Source organism: Aeromonas sp. INTO2, assembly GCF_049860605.1.
Classification (GTDB): domain Bacteria; phylum Pseudomonadota; class Gammaproteobacteria; order Enterobacterales; family Aeromonadaceae; genus Aeromonas; species Aeromonas caviae.
The window spans coordinates 2,292,552-2,312,100 of the sequence record NZ_CP187588.1 but is presented as its reverse complement, the minus strand read 5'-3'; the positions used below and the strand labels follow the sequence as shown (position 1 = coordinate 2,312,100).

The window sequence follows — 19,549 nt, the reverse complement described above, 5'->3', positions numbered from 1 at the left end:
ATTTTTAATAGTGAAAACGATTACAACTTGGTTCGCTCAACCAGCAACAACAATAACGTCCTGTTTAAGCATGTTTTTATATGGCTGCGACTTGACTGACTCAACGAGCAGCATTGCGTGGATACATGGATTGATAGAACCGTTGGAGACATTCGCATGAACAAAATCGTTAAAGGCATGATCGCGATGGGGTTCGCCCTTGGTATGGCAAATTCTGCTTTCTCGGCCGAAGCGCTGAAGCTGGGCTACTTGGTCAAGCAGCCCGAGGAGCCCTGGTTCCAGACCGAGTGGAACTTCGCCGACAAGGCGGGCAAGGATCTGGGCTTCGAGGTGATCAAGATAGCCGTCCCCGACGGGGAGAAGACCCTCAATGCCATCGACAGTCTGGCGGCGAATGGCGCCAAGGGCTTCGTCATCTGTACTCCGGATCCCAAACTCGGTGCCGCCATCATGGCCAAGGCCAACAGCATGGATCTGAAGGTCATCACGGTGGATGACCAGTTCGTCAACGCCAAGGGCCAGCCCATGGAGCAGGTGCCGCTGGTGATGATGGCCGCCACCAAGATTGGCGAGCGTCAGGGGCAGGAGCTCTACAAGGAGATGCAAAAGCGCCAGTGGGACGTAAAGGCGACCGGGGTGCTCGCCATCACCGCCGACGAGCTCGATACCGCCCGTCGCCGGGTCGAGGGCTCCCTGGGCGCGCTCAAGGCTGCCGGTTTCCCCGAGGGCCAGATCTTCCGCGCGCCCACCAAGAGCAATGACATTCCGGGGGCGCTGGATGCCGCCAACTCCATGCTGGTGCAACACCCCGAGGTCAAGAACTGGCTCATCGTCGGCATGAATGACAACACGGTGCTCGGCGGCGTGCGCGCCACCGAAGGGCAGGGCTTCAAGGCGGAGAACGTCATCGGTATCGGCATCAACGGGGTGGATGCGGTGAACGAGCTCTCCAAGTCCAGCGCCACCGGCTTCCTCGGCTCCCTGCTGCCCAGCCCGGACGTACATGGCTACAAGAGCATCCAGATGCTCCATGACTGGGTCGTCAACGGCGCCGAGCCTGCCAAGTTCACCGAGGTGACCGACGTGGTACTCATCACCCGCGACAACTTCAAGGCCGAGCTGCAAAAGAAAGGGCTGTGATCCCCATCCCTTGATACCCATGCCGGCATGGCGGAGTGCGCCGTGCCGGCTGGCTGGAGTCATCTCATGAATCAAGTTCCATATCTGGAGTTTTGCGGCATCAGCAAGGAGTTTCCCGGCGTCAAGGCGCTGCAGAACGTCTCCTTCGCCTGCCAGCAGGGCACGGTACACGCGCTGATGGGAGAGAACGGGGCCGGCAAGTCCACCCTGCTCAAGATCCTGAGCGGTTTTCAGGCGCCCACCCGCGGGGTGGTGAAGCTGGCGGGTCAGGAGAAAGTGTTCCAAAACACGGTCGATGCCCTTGAGAGCGGGATTGCCATCATCTATCAGGAGCTGCACCTGGTCCCTGAAATGAGCGTGGCGGAGAACATCTACCTGGGGCAGTTGCCGACCCGGCGCGGCGTCATCGATCGGGAGAAGCTCTATCAGGATGCAGCCAGGCAGCTGGCGCGCCTCGGGATGGACGTCTCCCCCGAGACGCCGCTCAAGTACCTGTCCCTGGGTCAGTGGCAGATGGTGGAGATCGCCAAGGCCCTGACCCGGGACGCCAGCGTCATCGCCTTCGACGAGCCGACCAGCAGCCTGTCGTCCCGCGAGATTGAGCAGCTGTTTCGGGTCATCCGCCAGTTGCGGGACGAGGGCAAGGTCATTCTCTACGTCTCCCACCGCATGGACGAGATCTTCGCCCTGTGCGATGCCATCACGGTGTTCAAGGATGGCCAGTTCGTGCGCACCTTCGCTTCCATGGCCGAGGTGGACCGGGATCTGCTGGTCAAGACCATGGTGGGGCGCGAGCTGACCGACATCTATGGCTACAGCCCAAGGCCGCTAGGCGAGGCGGGCCTCAAGGTGGAGCACCTGATGGGACCCGGCCTCAAGGCGCCGGTGTCGCTCGAGGTAAAGAGAGGGGAGATCCTCGGGATCTTCGGGCTGGTGGGGGCCGGGCGCAGCGAGCTGATGAAGCTTATCTTCGGCGCTGAGACACCTCGAGGGGGCGAGATATCGGTGTTTGGCAAACAGGTGGTCATTCAGAGCCCCATCGACGCCATTCGCAGCGGCATCATGCTCTGCACCGAAGACAGGAAGGCGCTCGGCATCATCCCCATCCATTCGGTGCAGGAGAACATCAACATCAGCGCCCGCCGCCACCACGCGTGGGGAGGCTTCTGGATCAACCAGAAGTGGGAAGACGAGAACGCGAGGCTGCGGATCCGCGACATGCGGGTCAAGACCCCGTCTCCCCAGCAGGCCATCATGAACCTCTCCGGCGGTAACCAGCAGAAGGCCATTCTGGGGCGCTGGCTGTCGGAAGACATGAAAGTGATCCTGCTCGATGAACCGACCCGGGGCATCGACGTCGGGGCGAAGAACGAGATTTACAACGTGATTTACGATCTGGCCAAGGTGGGCATTGCTGTGGTGGTGGTCTCGAGCGAGCTGCCGGAGGTGCTGGGCATCGCGGATCGGATCCTGGTCATGCGGGAGGGGGAGATCGCCGGAGAGCTTTCCCACGACGAGGCCAACGAGGTCAAGGCGCTCAATCTGGCCATGCCGGCCCGTTGATCTGCTGACCGCAACGAGATAGCACCCGGAATTTTCAGGAGAAATACCATGACAACAACGACCTCGGTCGGCCAAGCCGCCAACGACACCGCGGCGAGCGGTACCCGCCTGCAACTGACCCGCATCTGGGATCAGTACGGCATGCTGGTGATTTTCGCCATCCTGTTCCTGCTCGCCTGCGTGCTGGTCCCCAACTTCGCCAGCCTGATCAACATGCGCGGGCTCGGGCTTGCCGTCTCCATGTCGGGCATGGTGGCCTGCGGCATGCTGTTCTGCCTCGCCTCCGGCGAGTTCGACATGTCGGTGGGCTCAGTGGTGGCCTGCTCCGGGGTTGCCTGCGCGGTGGGCATCAACGCCACCGAGAGCATCCCCCTCGGCATTCTGGCCGGTCTCTCGGTGGGCCTTGTCTTTGGCCTCATCAACGGCATCGTCGTGGCCAAATTCAAGATCAACGCCCTCATCACCACCCTTGCCACCATGCAGATGGCGCGCGGGGTGGGCTACATCATCTCCGACGGCAAGGCGGTGGGCATCGTGGAGGAGGGCTTCTTCGAGCTTGGCAACTCCGCCCTGCTCGGCATCCCGACGCCCATCTGGCTGACGGCGGTCTGCTTCGTGCTGTTCGGTCTGCTGCTCAACAAGACCACCTTCGGGCGCAATACCCTGGCCATGGGGGGCAACGAGGAGGCGGCGCGTCTGGCCGGGGTCAACGTGGTGCGCACCAAGATCATCATCTTCACCATGACCGGGCTCATCGCCTCGCTCGCCGGCATCATCCTCGCATCCCGCATGACCTCGGGTCAGCCCATGACCTCCATCGGCTTCGAGCTGGTGGTGATCTCCGCCTGCGTGCTGGGTGGGGTCTCCATGAAGGGGGGGATCGGCAAGATCTCCTACATCATCGCCGGGGTGCTGATCCTGGGGCTGATGGAGAACGCCATGAACCTGCTCAACATCTCCCCGTTTGCCCAGTACGTGGTGCGTGGCCTCATCCTGCTCGCCGCCGTGCTGTTCGACCGCTACAAGCAGGTGCGCAAAGCCCGTATCTGAGCGATGTCTTTCCTCGTCACCGGGCCGGCCTCGCGTCGGCCCGGTGTTTTCCCCGGCAAGCTGTGAGCCAGTTCAACAATTTCACAACGAACAGCTTGCGAACATAGGGGGTTCCTACGCCGGATCTCTACAATGGCCCATGTCGACTTTTTTACCGAAACCCTGTTTTCCGCCATGTCCTCGATGCAAAAAGAGAAGCCGAAACAACTCAATCCCCTGCTGCCTGGCTACGCCTTCGACGTCTTCCTGGTCTCGGGGATGACTCCCATCGAGCAGGGGAGCGCGCTGGATTTCACCATCGACAGGCCCCACGGCATGAAGGGGTTCATCGTCAATCTGACCATCAAGGGCAAGGGGCAGATCTTTCAGGGGGACAAGGCCTTCACCGTGGAGCCCGGGGACCTGCTGCTCTTTCCACCAGCGGCGGTGCACCATTACGGCCGGGCGCCGGATGCCCGGGAGTGGTATCACCGCTGGGTCTATTTCCGGCCGCGGGCCTATTGGGCTGACTGGCTCAAGTGGCCCCAGGTGACGGAGCAGGTGGGGCGACTGCAACTAGCGGACAACCAGCTGCTCACCGAATTCGACACCCTCTTCCTCGACATCGAGGAGACCCACAAGCAGCTGCGACCCATGTCGGAGCAACTGGCTATGAACCTCTTGGAGCGGTTGCTCATCCGCTGCTACGAGGCATCGTCCCAGAATGCCTATCCCGCCATCGATCACCGGGTCCACGAGGCGTGCCAGATCCTGAGCGAGTCCCTCTCGGCCGAGATCTCGGTGGAAGCGCTGGCGGAGCAGGTGTTCTTGTCCCCCTCGCGCCTCGCGCACCTGTTTCGCGAGCAGGTGGGGGTGAGCATAGTGCGCTGGCGCGAGGATCAGCGCATCATGCGGGCCAAGCTGCTGCTGCAGACCACGCCGCTGTCGGTCTCCACCATAGGCCAGCAGGTGGGCTATGACGATCAGCTCTACTTCTCGCGGGTGTTCCGAAAGCGGGTAGGGGTCAGCCCCACCGAATACCGCAAGTGCGCCACCCCGCTATGAGCAGAGCCCAGAGATGACAAAGCCCTCATGACGAGGGCTTTTGTTATCCATGAGGGGCGGATGCGCAATCAGCCCTGACGAGCCTTGAACCTGGGATTGCTCTTGCAGATGACGAACAGCTTGCCGCGCCGACGCACGATCTGACAGTCCGGGTGACGTGACTTGGCGGATTTCAGGGAGGCGAGGACTTTCATTGTTTCTCTTTTCCTTTGCTGAAGAACTGACCGAATCGCTGGCCGAAGCGAGCGACCTGACCTTCCTTGCCGACCTGCTTCTGTTTGCCGGTATAGAAGGGGTGGGACGCGCTGGAGACATCCAGCGTCACATAGGGGTAGGTGTTGCCATCTTCCCACTCTCTGGTGCGATCGGTGGCCAGTGTGGAGCCGATCAGAAAGTAGGTATTGCTGGCGAGATCGTGGAACAGAACCTTGCGGTATTCAGGGTGAATATGGGGGCGCATGATTGCCTCTTTTGTTATGTTATAACAAGGCATGGATAATGCGATGGATGAGAATCAATATCAACTGTTTTTTCCATGATGACAGCGATGGGGGAAAATCGGGGCCGTTCGGCTGCACATCGTCAGCAAGAAGGCATGGGCGGTGAGGGCTTATGTGCAGCCACCATCTTTACTTTTTAAGATTACTGTATAAAAATACAGTAAATTATCATGGAGACGTACCCTATGCGCCTGGAAATCATCATCGACAGAAAACACCAGATCCCCACCTCGACCATGGAGGCCTTGCGCCAGGAGCTGCTCAAGCAACTGGGTGAGCGCTTTCCCGATCTGCATGTGCGGGTGGCACCGGGTAGTGCCATGGCTCTGACGGTCAGTCGCGCCAGCAAGGAAGACAAGGAGCTGGCCGAAGCCATGGTTCAGGAGGTGTGGGAAAACGCCGATAGCTGGATGCCGGAAGAAGAGGCTCTGGAGGCCTGAAGATAAGCTCTCAGCGGCAAGCATCGTCGTGATCTGCCAGGCCGAGAGGAGGAGTCTCCAGCCGGATGATGATCCCTGTACCGGCTTTGCCGAACCGCTCTTCAAAACACGCAGCCATGGGCTGCGTGTTGCGTTGATGGGGTAAGCGCATGACCATGAAGGCGAAAGGCGAAAGGCGAAAGGCGAAAGGCGAAAGGCGAAAGGCGAAAGGCGAAAGAGTCATGTCTCTGGCTGCGCTCAGAGTCCCGCCCAACGCTTGAGGCTGTCGACCTGTACCCGTTGGGTGGCCTGTGTGATGTCGTCATTGGCACGCAGTGCCTTGAGGGCGGTGGGGAGCGCCGCGCGTACCTCGTCCGCCGTCATGCCCGGTTGCAATGCCGGGTGGTAGGCAAGCTTGAGTAACACGTAATCGAGCCCGGTCAGAAAGCTGTCGATGCTGCTGTCATTGAAGATGGAGGGGAACACCTTGTCCGAGTCGTTGGGCAGCCCCATCACCTGGCTCAACTCTTCCACTACGCAATCCAGAAAACGACCTTTTGCCCGGCTGTAATCCACCGGAATGATGATGGTGGCACGGGTGATCTCGTAGCGAGCGTTGGTGGCGAAATTGGCCAGGCAGATCCCCTCCTTGAGGGCGATGCGCACCGACTCGTCCTGGCGCATGGTGCGCGCAGCCCAGCTCGCCATCTGTTTGTGCCGGGTCATGATGAGGGTGAGATTGGGGTTGTCGTTGACAATCTCGATGGGGTGACCGGTGATCCTGCTCAGGTGACGGGTCTGTACCTTGACGACCTCGGCCTGCAGCGGCTTGTCGCCGAATTCGTTGACGAGCTTGAGACGCACGGGGCCCGGCCAGCGGGAGAAGTGCTCCTGTTGTTCATGGCCATACTCCCGTTTCATGGCGATTTCCATGAAGCTCTGGACAAGGTAGTCATCACGCTGCCAGCGTTCGGTGGCCGACAGCGGCAGGGAGAAGAGCCAGAGCATCAGCCCCGGGAGCAACCAGTGCCCATGGCGAACGGGCTGGACAGGTGTGTGCCATGGGCGCATCTTGCCTCCTTGCAAGGGGATCAGCGGTCGGTACGCTCGATATCACGCCAGGTGAGCCAGAGCCTGAGATCGAACTCCAGTTGATGATAGTCCGGTTCCATGTGCTGGCAGAGCTGGTAGAAAGCCTTGTTGTGATCCTTCTCCTTCAGGTGGGCCAGCTCGTGTACCACTATCATCTTGAGAAAGGCGGGATGGGCCTCCTTGAACAGGGCGGCGATGCGGATCTCGTTCTTGGCCTTGAGCTTGCTGCCTTGCACCCGGCTGACATAGGTGTGCAGTCCCAGGGCATCCTTGATCACGTTGATCTTGCCGTCGAAGATCACCTTGGAAAGCGGCGCCGAGCTTTTCAGGTAGCGGTTCTTCAGCTCCATGGTATAGGCGAGCAGCGCCTTGTCGCTCTGGACGAGGTGGGTTTGCGGGTAGCGTTTGGCCAGCATCTCGCCGAGTTTGCCCGCCGCAATCAACTGCTGTACCTGAGCCTTGAGTGGCTCCGGATAGCCCCCCAGATAAGTCAGCTCCGCCATGATTCTTCCCTCTGCCGCAAAAAAGAGCGCCATTGTAGTCAGGATGGGGCCCCTTGAACATGGTGGGCGCCCTCTTTATGACGGCAACGAAAAGGGGCCATCACCAGGATGGCCCCTTCTGTGTGCCTGATTAGCGGCGCCGGTACAGGCCCGGGTCCACCTCTTCATACTGACCTGCCAGATACTGGTAGAAGGCAAGGTGGGAGGGGGAGGTCGGCGTCTTGAGCTCCTGTGCCACCCGCTCCGGTTTGGCGATGATGAATTTGGGGTGTTGGCGCTGGATGTCAGCCAGCACCCGCTCGCGCACATCGTAGGGCGGGTTGACGTTGGCAAAGAACAGATAGGCGGAGGCCGGCTGGCGATCGGTCCAGAGGTAGTATTGCGGCTGGATGCCATCGACCCAGATCTTGTCGGTGGGGGTCGTCTCGGCCAGGATACGATCGACCCTGACCTGGGCGGGGGGATTGAACGGCCTGCCCTTGAGATTGCCTTCCCAGGCGTTGTTGACCAGCAGTACCAGCATGGCCAGCGAGGCGAGCCAGGGGGTGGCGCTTCGCACGTCCCAGGCGCGCCAGAGCGGGACCAGAATGAGCACGGGCAAGGCCCACAGCAGGCTGTTGCCGAGCACCTCGCGCACCCGCTCCAGAGACCACTCCTTGGTGCTCCAGCCGTAACCGAGCTGCTGGGCCAGCAGCCAGCTGGCGGTCAGCACCACCAGGGAGATGCAAAGTAGCCCCAGGGCATCGGATCGCTGCTCGCTTCTGTCCAGCAGGCAGGCGAGCGGCAGCAGGCCAAGCTGCAGATAGAGCACGTCATAGTGATCGAACACATGGCCGGAGACCGAGTTGGCGATCAGGGTGAACAGCACCCCCAGCAGGGTGGCGCACAGCGCGGGGAGATACCACTCCTGGCGGCGCCCGAGCATCAGCACGAGGAAGGCGGGCAGCAGCATGATGAGGCCGGTGCGCAGCAGACCGACGGCGCCCACCTCAGGAGAGAAGCCGTTGCCGTAGCTCCCTTCAAAGAAGATGCCGAAGGCGTAGTATTTGAACTCGGCCAGCACGTCGTGGTGCTGGAAGTAGGCATAGAGCGGGCCGCCGACGAGGGCCAGTCCAAGCAGGCTGGAAAAGAGCAGGGCAAAGGCGCAGCGCCACTGCTCGCGCAGGCACCAGTGACAGAAGAGCACCAGATACCAGGCACCCCAGAAGGCGCCGTTGTTGGTGCGCATCCAGGCCACGATGGCGAAGGTGAGTGCGGCGACCAGGGCCGGTCCCCAGCTGAATCGCTTGTCCAGCAGCATGGTGATGAAAGCCCACTGGGCGATGAGGGCCAGATGGAATGTCCAGTCCTCTGTCATGTTGCCGTAGTAGTAGCGAGTGCTGTAGAGCGCCAGCAGGGCCAGCATGCTGCCAAGTCGCGCCCGCACCGAGAGCCCGAGCTGCGAAAAAGCCTGCCAGCTCGCCATGAGGCCCAGCCAGCAGAGCACCCACTCCAGCAGCCAGATCCCGAAGAAGCCACCAAGGCCATAGCCCAGTGCATCGAGGGCGAAGATCATGGGACCCTTGATGTCGATCATGTCCCGATAGAGTACGCCCCCCTCGCTCCACATCTTGCCCATCACCGCAAACAGGGAGGCATCAAATCCCGGGGCCATGCCGTGGAACAGCGGATTGCGCAGACAGAACAGCAGAGCCATCAGGGCGGTGAGCAAGATGACCGACGGCCTGATCCCGGGATTGTGGCGGTGCGGGGTAAAGCGGATGGCATGATTCATGGGTGACCTGTTCCTGCGGGAAAGACTGAAAAAGCGGGCTTATCTTGCCGAGCCGGGCTGCACGATGCAATGGAAGAAGTGTAGGCACCTGAAATAATTCGTAAAAGTATCGTTTTCACGCCTCTGGCTGCACTGGCAGGCCCCATCACAAGACAGGGCTGGCGCAGTCGGGCGTCACAGCCTGAGGTTGCATGGTAGGGGGCCTGCGCCTGGGAGCGGATCAGGATTCCCCTATGCGGGGGAAAGGCGGCACCGACCCGGGATGGGCCGGTGCCAGATTCACTGGCCGTGATACTCCACCAAGGCCGGCAGGGGGCTGAGTTCCGGCAGGTGGCGTGCCCAGCGCAGGAAGGCATCCGCCAGGGTGATGCCGAGCTCCTGATTGTGCTGGGTCAGGGTGCGGGCAAGGGCCGTGTAGCCCTCCTTGCCGGAGGCGGTATAGGCACTGGAGACCCCGCGATAGATGGCATCCGGCTCGACGTGCTGCCACTGACCCGGGCTGGCTTCCCATTCCAGGCGAGTGATCCTCTCCCCTTTGGGTCTGTCGGCCTGATAGCAGAAGCGCACCCCGGCGGTATAGGGGAAGCTGCCGCTGCCATTGCCCGTCCCCCCGTTGTTGGTGGCGTTGTCGATGGCCCCCTCCAGCGCTTCGGCCAGTTCATGGCCGTGCACCCGGTAGAGGGTGAGGGGAATGGCAAAGGGCAGCAGGCGTCCGGCAACGTCTGCTTCGGTCAGGGGGCCGGGCTCGAGGGAGCAGCGTACGCCCCCGGCATTGTGCAGGGCAAAGTCCACCTGACCCACCTGTTCGCGGGCACTGGCCAGCATGGCACTCGCTACCAGGGGGGCGACCTGGCTGCCGGCGGGCAGGCTGTCATCGGGCAGGCGCTGGTGATGGAGCGGATCAGCGAGCCGGGTCACCACGCGCCGGGTCATGGTTTCGAGCTCGGGGCGATAGCGTCTGGCCAGATGCTGCTCGAGCTCGGGGGCCGGTTCGCAGAAGTGCAGCCCCGCAGGAGGCGGGGAAGCAAAGGGCCAGGGATCCCAGGGTAACCACTCCAGCTGGCCGCGGCTTTGGCACACGCGTCCCTGCTCGTCGAAGGTGAGTTCGCACACCCCGAGACAGAGGGCGCTGTGGGCGGCGTGCAGGATGGCCACCCCGTTCACCATGAGGGGATAGCTGCCTTCGCTGTCGAGCCCGAGCGGCGCCAGATCCCCCAGCAGGCTGTGGGTGTGTCCGCCGACGATGAGGCTGAGCTCGGGGAAGCGGGTCGCCAGTCGCTTGTCCTGCTCCAGACCCAGGTGGCTCAGCAATATGATGTGGTTGATCCCCTCGGCCTTGATCTCTTCGAGGGCGCGGCTCAAGGTCTCTTCGATACCGTGGAAACGGGTGTGGGGATCGGGGCTCGCGATGGCGGCCATCTGCGGCAGCGTGATGCCGAGCAGGGCGAAGGGCACGTCGTCGATGACGCGCTTGTGCCAGGGGCGGCTCGCGTCAAACAGCTGCGGCAGTCCCTGCAGCCGCAGCGGGGCATCGGCGGGCTCCTGACGGTTGTCGATGTTGGCGGCGAGCACCGGGAAATCGAGCTGGCGCAAAAACTCCACCAGCGGCCCGTTGCCCAGATCGAATTCGTGGTTGCCGATCACCATGGCATCCGGTCGCAAGAGGGCCAGCAGATCCGCATTGGCCCGCCCTTTGAAGCGATTGAAGTAAAGTGACCCCTGGAAGGTATCGCCGCCATGCAGCAGCAGGCAGGTCTGGCCGGCTGCCTCGGCCTGTTGGCGCAGGGCGGTGAGCCGGGTCAGGATGCGGCCATAGCCGCCGCACTGGGTGCGCCATTCGGACTCGCCATCGGGGGAGAAGCGCATGGGGGCGCCATCGAAATGGGAGTGGCAGTCGCTGAAGTGGGCAAGTTGAACCGTCATACTCAAGGCTCGGTCCTCCTTAGGAAAAAAGAGCACCGAGTCTACTGCATGGGGTGGGGGGGATACCAGCCCGGCGGCAGCCGGGCCGGTAAAGAGTCAGGCGGGAACCATGATCTGGGTGGCGAGGATCACTACCAGCAGGCCGACGGCCACCGGCAGCGAGGTACGTTTGACCACCTCGAACGGAGAGAGATTGCCCATCCCCGCACAGGCGACCACCACCCCGGAGACCGGCGAGATGGTGCGGCCGAGGTTGGATGCCTGCAGCATGGGGATCACCAGATAGGCCGGGTTGACGCCGAGGCTGGTGGCCAAATGGGGGATGAGCTCCACGAAGGCGTAGAAGGGGGCGTTGCCGGAACCCGTGGTGAAGGCCGCCAGGGTGGTGATGACCACCAGCACCAGCATGATGACGATGCCGCCGGTACCGAAGCTCTGGGCCAGATCCAGGAGGTTGGCGATGAAACCAAGCCCCATCAGACCCTGGGCAAAGACCCCGGCACCCACCAGCAGCATCACCACGCCGGCGAAGGCGTCGGCCATGTTGCGCCAGCACACCTGCAGCCCGTCCAGCAGCTCGCGGCCGTTGCGCTTGCGCACCAGCTCCAGCAGGGCGGCCAGCACCAGGCAGATGACGATGATGGTGACGATATCGAGCTTGGGCCCCAGTTTGCCGTCAAACAGCAGCACACCGATGATGGGGGTGAAGGGGAGGATGGCGTAGAAGCCGGGGGCGTCGGTGACGAGATCGCTCGGGGCGACCGCGGCGTTGTGCTCCCCGGCCTTCTGATCCAGATAACGCTGCCAGAAGAAGTGGGTCACCGCCATGGCGGCGATGGCCACCAGGGAAATGGGCAAGGTCAGCTTGAAGGCAAACTCGATGAGCTCCATGTTCGCGGCCTGGGCGGCCATCACCACGTCCCCCGAGGTGGGGGAGAGGATGATGGCGGCCGGCGAGGCGCACACCGCCGCTGCCGCGCCACGGGAGATCCCCATGTTGACCATCAGCGGGAAGAGGGTGGCCATCAGCAGAACCCCGAGGCCGGTTGCGGAGCTCACCGCCAGCGACATGGCGCAGGCGACCAGATAGGCGGCCACCAGCAGGATGTAGGGGGACTTGATGACACCGAGGGGCTTGCTCGCGAGCTTCACCAGTATGGTGTTGGCGCCGATGTGGCTCATGTAGCCGGCAAAGCCGCACAGCACCATGATGAGCATGCCGAGGCCACCCCCCCTGTCGACCAGCAGGAAGCGCACGTATTCGAAGATGTCGGTGGCCATGTGGCCGGTGGAGGGGACGCTCGCCGGCAGCACCGCCTTGCCCATCAGGGCGGTGATCGCCAGCAGCAGCAGGCCGCCGCTGAGCAGTACCCCGGTGGCGGAGTAGCCCTTGAAGATGTAGCGACCCACGGCCAGGGTGACCAGGGTGCCGATCAGGAGTTCTATCATAAAACCTTCCCAAGAGTTGAAGTGAGGGGGTGGCCTGCCAGGGCTCACCAGAGGGTTGCGCTGGACTATCCGGTATCGGCCAACAAAAACACTGCGGATATTACCCACTAAGGAGTATTTCACCATCCATTCGATGGCAGCTTGTGATCTCGACTGCAAATCCCCGCCTGAGCCGGGGTGATGACTCGCACGTTTGCAGCAACCGGGTGCCAAGAGCGGATGACAGGGGGCTGGATCAGGGGTAATCTCCCAATCGGGTTATTAATTCATTGATTATTAATTGAAATTAAGCCGGGACTCACAAGGAGCAAAGCCGCGGACAGATGGGACTCTTCAGCAAGACAGGGGTGACGGTGGCCCTCATTTATGCCGCCTCAATCGGTGCTGTACCTTCCCACTATGCCGGTGTGAAGGTCGCCCCCGATATCAAGGTCGACTTCCAGTTCTATCGGGTCTCCGGGGCCGATGTGGGGGCCGTGATGCGCCAGATCACCGCCTTGTCGCCCACCCAGGCGGACGGGCACATCGGCAAGGCCAGTTATCAGCTCTCCTGGCAGTTGCAGACGAAGGCGACGGCGACACGCTGCGAGCTGGAGCAGGCCAGCGTCCGTGTCCGCATCCAGGTCAGGGTCCCCAACTGGATGGACAAGTCCCGTGCGCCCACGAAGGAGCGCCAGAAGTGGGACAAGCTGGTGGCCGCCATGTTTGACTACGAGAGCCGTCACAAGGATATCCTGCTGGAGAGCGTGAGCCAGCTTGGCACGCGCCTCGCCCAGTTGCCGGTGACCCGGGATTGCCCAACCCTGGAGCATCAGGGCTGGCAGGCAGGGCAGGCGGTGCTGGAGGCCACCCGGGCGCGGTTCGACACCCTGGCCAGCCAGACCGATCAGGGGCGCAAGCTGGGGGTCGTCTGGCCCAGGGCTGGCTGATGACACGTGTACAGGCCCATGGCCGCTCATGGGAAACATAAAAAACGGGCTGACTGAGCCCGTTTTTTGTTGGTGCGCCAAATGGTGTGGAGGCGGGCAGCCCCGGCTCCTGGGGAGTTAGTCGCGCAGTGGCTTGCCCTTGCGCAGTCTTCGCACCCAGTAGCGGGCGGGATGGATCGCCTCCAGCAGATCGGAGGCCAGCGGCAGGGGATCGCCGCAGATCTCGCTGGCGACCAGCTCGCCGCACAGGGGCGCCGAGCACAGACCCCGGGAGCCGAGCGCCCCCAGCACGTAGAGGCCGGCGTGCAGGGGTAGTGCGCTCTGCTGATCCGCGGGGGCGTTGACGTCATGATCCGCCAGCGCCGCCAACCGGGCGACGGGCCCGGCTACCGGCAGGTGATCCCGGCTGGCGCAGCGCACCCCGATGCGGGCCTGAGCACCGCTCACATCCACCTCGGCCGGCCAGCGCTGCTGGGGCACACAGGCTTGCAGCCGCGCCCTGTTCTGCTCCTGCTCGTCGGTGCGGTAAGCTAGATCGGTCTGGTTGCGGCCATAGCTGGCCCCGATACAGTGCGCGCCGTTGTGGGCCGGTGTGAGGTAGCCATCGTAGCAGAGCACGGTCTTGAGCTGGCTCAAGCCAGCCGTGGTCGGCACATGGCTCACCTGACCGCGCACCGGATAGAGCGGCAGCTCGGCAAAGGGGAGAAGGGCTGGCAACTGATGCCCGGCCGCCACCACCAGATTGGGGGCGTGCCACTGGCGGCCATCCCGGCTCTCCACTCGCCAGCCATCGGCCTCTTCGGCAATACGCGTTACAGCGGCATTGAACAGCACTTCCAGCCGCCCGCTGGCCTGCGCCTCCCTGATGGCGGCGCGGGTGAGATCCGCCGGACAGAGCCAGCCCCCCAGGGGATAGCTCACACCATCCGCATCGCAGGGCAGGCCGACCACCTGCTCAACCTCCGCTGCCGAGAGTGGGTGCATCAGCTCGGGGGGGAAGGGGCCCTGGCTCATCTTGGCAAGCTTGGCGGCGGATTTGTCGTCGTAGCCGAGTTGGGTGACGCCACACAGCGAGAAGGCGACGGGGTGGTGCTTTGCCAGGGCCAGCAGCCGGTTTCTGGCAAAGCCAAAGGCCAGCGAATAGAAGCGCGACAGGGCATCGTGCTCGCCGTTGAGCAGGGGGTAGAGGGCTCCTTGTCGATTGCCGGAGGCGCCGCTGGCCGGTTCGCCATCTTCGCACAGCAAGGTGACGTGCCGACCCCGCTCCACCAGAGAGAGCGCCGTCATGGCGGAAGCGATGCCGCCACCGATGATGAGCACCTCTCCCTCCCGCCCTGCGGGGCGGGCGTACCAGGGGGCGATGCTCTGCTGCGGCACTTTGCCTTCCCGAACACCCGCCAGCATCTCCCGCTTGCTGCCGTGGCCCTTCACCTTCTTCATGGCAAAGCCGGCGGCAATCAGCCCCCGTCGCACGAAACCGGCGCAGGTAAAGGTCGAGAGGGTGGCATCGGGGCGGGCGAGGCGAGCGAGATCGTCGAAGAGATCCTGGGTCCACATCTCTGGGTTCTTGGCAGGGGAGAAACCGTCCAGATACCAGGCGTCCACCAGACCGGTTGCCGGATGGGGCACCTGGGGCAGCATCTCCTTGATGTCGCCAAACCAGAGATCGAGACGGATTCGGCCATCGGCAAAGAGCAGGCGATGGCAGCCGGAGACCGGCAGCGGCCACTGGTCAATCAGGTCCTGGCTCAGGTGGGAGAGCTCGGGCCAGGCGGCCAGGGCCTTGCGCAGATCGGCCTGGGTAAGGGGGTATTTCTCGACGCTGATGAAGTGCAGCCGGGATCCGTTGCCGGACAGGGGGGCCTGTTCCAGAAAGACGGCCATTGTGGCCAGAAAGTTAAGTCCTGTACCGAAACCTGTTTCACCAATCACGAAACTGTCACTATCGTGGTGCGAAAATCGCTCTGGCAGTCGATTTTGCTGCAAAAAGACGTAGCGGGTTTCACTTAGACCGTTATCATTGGAAAAGTACACATCCCCGAACTCACTGGAGACTGGAGTTCCCGCTTCGTTCCAGTCCAATCGGGCATGATGTAAGGATGTTTGACTCACGTTTTCCTCGGCTCGCGTCACAAAATCGCGGGCATTCTACGTGAAAGCAGACCAGTTTGGCAGCCGAAAGCGGGTAGACTCGGTGCCAGTTTTTCCAGACGAGATGAATTAATGAGAAGAGCAGTGATCACCGGTATCGGCGTCATCTCCAGTATCGGCAACAACAAGGAAGAGGTGCTGGCCTCCCTGAAAGCAGGTAAATCCGGCATCACCTATTCCGAGCAGTTCGAGCAGTACAACCTGCGCAGCCGTGTCTGGGGTAACATCAAACTCGAACCGTCTGAACTGATCGACCGTAAAGTCATGCGTTTCATGGGTGACGCCGCGGCCTACGCCTACCTCTCCATGCAGCAGGCCATCGAAGATGCCGGCCTGCCGGAAGAGATGGTCTCCAACGAGCGTACCGGCATCGTGACCGGTTCCGGCGGCGCCTCCGGCAAGAACACCTCCGAATCTGCCGATATCGCCCGTGAAAAGGGCGTCAAGCGGGTGGGTCCCTACATGGTGCCACGTACCATGTCTTCCACCACCTCCGCCTGCCTTGCCACCCCGTTCAAGATAAAAGGTGTCAACTACACCATCAGCTCCGCCTGTGCGACCTCTGCCCACTGCATCGGTCACGCCCTGGAACTGATCCAGCTTGGCAAGCAGGACATCATCTTTGCCGGTGGCGGCGAGGAGCTGGACTGGTCTTCCACCATCCAGTTCGACGCCATGGGCGCGCTCTCCACCAAGTACAACGACAACCCGGAAAAAGCGTCCCGCACCTATGATGCGGACCGCGATGGCTTCGTCATCTCCGGTGGGGGCGGCATTCTGGTGGTCGAGGAGCTGGAACACGCCCTGGCCCGTGGTGCCCACATCTACGCCGAAATCACCGGTTACGGTGCGACCTCCGACGGCTACGACATGGTGGCCCCGAGCGGTGAAGGCGCCGTGCGTTGCATGAAGATGGCGATGCAGGGTGTCGGCAAGGTGGACTACATCAACACTCACGGTACCTCTACTCCGGTTGGTGACACCAAGGAGCTGGAAGCCATTCAGACCCTGTTTGGCAGCAATGCACCCAAGCTCTCCGCCACCAAGGCGATGACCGGCCATGCCCTGGGCGCCGCCGGCGTGCACGAGGCCGTCTACTCCCTGCTGATGATGGAACACGGCTTCATCGCCCCCAGCATCAACATCGAGAATCTGGACGAGAAAGCCGTGGGCCTGCCCATCGTGCGTGAATACGAAGCGGCCGACCTCAATACCGTCATGTCCAACAGCTTCGGCTTTGGCGGTACCAACGCCTCTCTGGTGTTCAGCAAGTTCAAGGCTTGATCTCCCCGTGGGGAGCGCAACGCGAAATAGAAAAAGGCGCCGAAAGGCGCCTTTTTTATTGAATTCTTTTTATTGAACTCTGCTGATGGTTCCCGGTTTGGGACCGCTGTCTGCCAGGGGCAACCGCATATAGACTGCCCCGTCACCATACTCCACCAGCGATTTGCCGGTGTCGGCGGGCACAAACCCCTGCTTGCGCCAGAAGGCGGGGGCATCCTGAACCGCCACCAGGCCTGCATGGCGATATCCTGCATGGCTCGCGAAAGTGAGCGCCCTTGCCAGCAGTCGCTGTCCGACACCCAGGCCGCGTGCCTTGCTCGAGACAGCGAGATCGTGCAGATAGAACTCGTCGTGACCGGCCAGCGCCTTCATCGGCACCGAGAGGGGCGGGGGCTGGTGGGCACGCCAGGGGTGGCAGAGCAGGTAACCCAGCACCTTGCCCTGACGCTCGGCCACCCAGCAGGAGGCGGGGGCCAGCTCGGTCTTGTTCTGCATCACCTCGAGGGGCTCGGGTTCGAACTGGTGATAACACTCGTGCTGGATGGCCATGATGGCGGGCCAGTCTGGCGTGCGGATGGTGCGGATGGTGATCATGATGCGGGTCGGGTCCGTACTCAAACCGTGGCAAAAAGGGGTGACAGCATACCCCAGAGAGCACACAAACGGAACCGGGTCACCTGTCAGCGAACCGGTTCCTTGCTCACGATCTTGACCAGCTGGTAGCGCAAGGAAGGGGCATCGGCCGGCACATCGGCCAGTTGCTCCTTGCTCACTTCGAGTTGATAGCGAAAGCCCGGTTCAAAGGTGAAGCCTTCGATCTGCTGATAGAAGAGGCTCCAACTCTCGCGCGGTTGACTGCGCACCTGCATGCACTTCATGGGGGCGACACCGACGCAGTCTGCCAGCTTGTCCTGGATATAGAGGGTTTCGGTGGTCGGGGCGCTCTGGCAGGCGCTGAGCAGGAGGGCGGAGCTGAGGAGCAGGGGAGATTTCATGATGAGTGTCCTTGGCGTAAAAGGGCGCGATTAAACCTGCAAAAGAAAAGGCGGTCAATGACCGCCTTTGTAACAAACCATGACAGATCGGGCTCAGCGCTGGTCGAGGGGCACGAACTCGCGCAGGGGCTGACCGGTGTAGAGCTGACGGGGACGGCCGATCTTCTGATCCGGGTCTGAGTGCATCTCGTTCCAGTGGGCAATCCAGCCGATGGTACGGGAGATGGCGAAGATCACGGTGAACATGGACATGGGGATACCGATGGCCTTCATGATGATGCCGGAGTAGAAGTCCACGTTCGGGTAGAGCTTCTTCTCGATGAAGTAGGGGTCGGACAGCGCGATGCGTTCCAGCTCCATGGCCACGTCCAGCAGCGGATCCTTGATCTGCAGCTCGGTAAGCACCTCGTGGCAGGTTTCACGCATCACGGTGGCACGGGGATCGTGGTTCTTGTAGACCCGGTGACCGAAGCCCATCAGACGGAACGGATCGTTCTTGTCCTTGGCGCGGCCGATGTACTCGGGAATGCGATCCACGGAGCCAATCTCTTCGAGCATCTTGAGGCAGGCTTCGTTGGCACCACCGTGGGCCGGGCCCCACAGGGAGGCGATCCCCGCGGCGATACAGGCAAACGGGTTGGCACCGGAAGAACCGGCCAGACGCACGGTGGAGGTGGAGGCGTTTTGCTCATGATCCGCATGCAGGGTGAAGATGCGGTCCATGGCGCGCTCGACGATGGGGTTGACCTTGTACTCTTCGGTCGGCACGCCAAACATCATGTGCAGGAAGTTGCCAGCATAGGAGAGGGCGTTGCGCGGCTGCATGAAGGGCTGGCCGATGGAGTACTTGTAACACATGGCGGCCAGGGTCGGCATCTTGGAGAGCAGACGGAAGGCACAGATCTCGCGATGCTCCTCGTTGTTGATGTCGAGGGCGTCGTGATAGAAGGCGGACAGCGCGCTGACCACGCCGCACATGACGGCCATGGGGTGGGCGTCGCGGCGGAAGCCGCGGAAGAAGAAGGCGATCTGCTCGTGCACCATGGTGTGGCGGGTGACCAGACGTTCAAATTCCGCATATTGGGTCTTGGTGGGGGCCTCGCCGTACAGCAGGATGTAGCAGACTTCGAGGTAGCTGGCCTGGGTGGCCAACTGGGCGATGGGGTAACCGCGGTGCAGCAAGACACCCTGGTCGCCATCGATGTAGGTGATGGAAGATTTGCAAGAACCGGTGGCCATGAAGCCGGGGTCGAAGGTGAAATATCCTTGCGTGCCCAGCTTTCTGACATCGATCACATCGGGTCCAACGGTACCGGAGAGGATCGGCAGTTCAACCGGCTCTTTTCCGGGTAGATGTAGGGTGGCTATCTTATCAGCCATAGCACGTCTCCTTTGCTCTTTTATAATTTGGTTCCAGCCCTACTTTATTACGACTGTTATGACGCTGGCAAAGGTTCTTACCCGTACCACGGCGGCTGGAGCGCCTTATTTGAACCAGAGAACCATGTCTTTGTCAATTTTGCTGGATGATCATTAATGACTTGTTAAAGCTGTTGTGAGATCTGGTTTACGGTTTTGGATTTTCTGTGTAGCTATTTGATTGTCATTGGTTAAGGCCGCCGATATACTGCGCCACGTGGGTGATGGTCGTCGGTGTTTGAAACGCTTTCGCAAAGCCAGATGTGATATCGAAAATGTTATTTTTGGCTTTCCTGAGTTGTTTTGGTAACAAA

At 61.7% G+C, this 19,549-nt stretch carries 18 protein-coding genes; 7 read left to right on the top strand and 11 right to left on the bottom strand.

Annotation, left to right across the window (positions count from 1 at the left end):
- Positions 1-156 precede the first annotated feature (156 nt).
- From ACPW74_RS10935 to araC, 4 genes are all read left to right on the top strand, one after another.
- The gene (locus ACPW74_RS10935; protein WP_039040094.1) at positions 157-1,140 is read left to right on the top strand and encodes an arabinose ABC transporter substrate-binding protein; all 984 of its coding nucleotides are present in this window, start codon (positions 157-159) and stop codon (positions 1,138-1,140) included.
- Between the two features lie 66 nt (positions 1,141-1,206).
- Positions 1,207-2,703 carry an L-arabinose ABC transporter ATP-binding protein AraG gene (araG, locus tag ACPW74_RS10930; RefSeq protein WP_010674476.1) on the top strand — a complete coding sequence of 499 codons (1,497 nt, stop codon included), beginning with the start codon at positions 1,207-1,209 and terminating at the stop codon, positions 2,701-2,703.
- 48 nt (positions 2,704-2,751) lie between these two features.
- Positions 2,752-3,753: an L-arabinose ABC transporter permease AraH gene (gene araH / locus ACPW74_RS10925; protein ID WP_010674477.1), complete on the top strand. Its 1,002-nt coding sequence runs from the start codon at positions 2,752-2,754 to the stop codon at positions 3,751-3,753.
- 132 nt (positions 3,754-3,885) lie between these two features.
- Positions 3,886-4,797, top strand: coding sequence for an arabinose operon transcriptional regulator AraC (araC, locus tag ACPW74_RS10920; RefSeq protein ID WP_049636203.1), 912 nt, complete (start codon positions 3,886-3,888; stop codon positions 4,795-4,797).
- Between the two features lie 68 nt (positions 4,798-4,865).
- On the opposite strand, the gene ykgO is transcribed toward araC, so the two are convergent.
- Both ykgO and ACPW74_RS10910 read right to left on the bottom strand, forming a co-directional pair.
- Positions 4,866-4,991 carry a type B 50S ribosomal protein L36 gene (gene ykgO / locus ACPW74_RS10915; RefSeq protein ID WP_010674479.1) on the bottom strand — a complete coding sequence of 42 codons (126 nt, stop codon included), beginning with the start codon at positions 4,989-4,991 and terminating at the stop codon, positions 4,866-4,868.
- Positions 4,988-5,257: a type B 50S ribosomal protein L31 gene (locus ACPW74_RS10910; RefSeq protein WP_039040091.1), complete on the bottom strand. Its 270-nt coding sequence runs from the start codon at positions 5,255-5,257 to the stop codon at positions 4,988-4,990. The genes ykgO and ACPW74_RS10910 overlap by 4 nt, the downstream gene beginning before the upstream one ends.
- A gap of 225 nt (positions 5,258-5,482) precedes the next feature.
- Here ACPW74_RS10910 and ACPW74_RS10905 point away from each other — a divergent pair, with 225 nt between their 5' ends.
- Positions 5,483-5,737, top strand: a complete 255-nt coding sequence (locus ACPW74_RS10905; RefSeq protein WP_010674481.1) for a DinI family protein — start codon at positions 5,483-5,485, stop codon at positions 5,735-5,737.
- Positions 5,738-5,974: 237 nt separating this feature from the next.
- On the opposite strand, the gene ACPW74_RS10900 is transcribed toward ACPW74_RS10905, so the two are convergent.
- From ACPW74_RS10900 to dcuC, 5 genes are all read right to left on the bottom strand, one after another.
- Complete coding sequence (locus tag ACPW74_RS10900) at positions 5,975-6,724, bottom strand: DUF2927 domain-containing protein (RefSeq protein WP_080988580.1); 750 nt, start codon at positions 6,722-6,724, stop codon at positions 5,975-5,977.
- An 83-nt stretch (positions 6,725-6,807) separates the two neighbouring features.
- Complete coding sequence (locus ACPW74_RS10895; RefSeq protein ID WP_049636201.1) at positions 6,808-7,311, bottom strand: M48 family metallopeptidase; 504 nt, start codon at positions 7,309-7,311, stop codon at positions 6,808-6,810.
- 130 nt (positions 7,312-7,441) lie between these two features.
- Complete coding sequence (locus ACPW74_RS10890; RefSeq protein ID WP_049636200.1) at positions 7,442-9,085, bottom strand: hypothetical protein; 1,644 nt, start codon at positions 9,083-9,085, stop codon at positions 7,442-7,444.
- A gap of 279 nt (positions 9,086-9,364) precedes the next feature.
- A complete protein-coding gene (locus tag ACPW74_RS10885; RefSeq protein ID WP_425859146.1) occupies positions 9,365-11,014 on the bottom strand; it encodes a bifunctional metallophosphatase/5'-nucleotidase in 1,650 nt (549 codons plus the stop codon).
- A 90-nt stretch (positions 11,015-11,104) separates the two neighbouring features.
- Entirely contained in the window at positions 11,105-12,457 is a 1,353-nt protein-coding gene (dcuC, locus tag ACPW74_RS10880; RefSeq protein ID WP_010674486.1) for an anaerobic C4-dicarboxylate transporter DcuC, read from the bottom strand.
- A gap of 323 nt (positions 12,458-12,780) precedes the next feature.
- Here dcuC and ACPW74_RS10875 point away from each other — a divergent pair, with 323 nt between their 5' ends.
- Positions 12,781-13,386, top strand: a complete 606-nt coding sequence (locus ACPW74_RS10875) for a DUF922 domain-containing protein (RefSeq protein ID WP_052815290.1) — start codon at positions 12,781-12,783, stop codon at positions 13,384-13,386.
- Positions 13,387-13,503: 117 nt separating this feature from the next.
- Here the strand turns inward: ACPW74_RS10875 and mnmC are convergent, their stop codons facing one another.
- Positions 13,504-15,519, bottom strand: a complete 2,016-nt coding sequence (mnmC, locus tag ACPW74_RS10870) for a bifunctional tRNA (5-methylaminomethyl-2-thiouridine)(34)-methyltransferase MnmD/FAD-dependent 5-carboxymethylaminomethyl-2-thiouridine(34) oxidoreductase MnmC (protein ID WP_174722083.1) — start codon at positions 15,517-15,519, stop codon at positions 13,504-13,506.
- Positions 15,520-15,609: 90 nt separating this feature from the next.
- Between mnmC and fabB the strand changes: the two genes are divergently transcribed.
- Complete coding sequence (gene fabB / locus ACPW74_RS10865; protein ID WP_052815292.1) at positions 15,610-16,821, top strand: beta-ketoacyl-ACP synthase I; 1,212 nt, start codon at positions 15,610-15,612, stop codon at positions 16,819-16,821.
- Positions 16,822-16,890: 69 nt separating this feature from the next.
- Here the strand turns inward: fabB and ACPW74_RS10860 are convergent, their stop codons facing one another.
- The 3 genes from ACPW74_RS10860 to ACPW74_RS10850 form a co-directional block, all read right to left on the bottom strand.
- A complete protein-coding gene (locus tag ACPW74_RS10860; protein ID WP_052816293.1) occupies positions 16,891-17,415 on the bottom strand; it encodes a GNAT family N-acetyltransferase in 525 nt (174 codons plus the stop codon).
- An 86-nt stretch (positions 17,416-17,501) separates the two neighbouring features.
- The gene (locus ACPW74_RS10855) at positions 17,502-17,816 is read right to left on the bottom strand and encodes a DUF4377 domain-containing protein (protein WP_052816294.1); all 315 of its coding nucleotides are present in this window, start codon (positions 17,814-17,816) and stop codon (positions 17,502-17,504) included.
- A gap of 93 nt (positions 17,817-17,909) precedes the next feature.
- Entirely contained in the window at positions 17,910-19,196 is a 1,287-nt protein-coding gene (locus tag ACPW74_RS10850; protein WP_010674492.1) for a citrate synthase, read from the bottom strand.
- Positions 19,197-19,549: the final 353 nt, after the last annotated feature.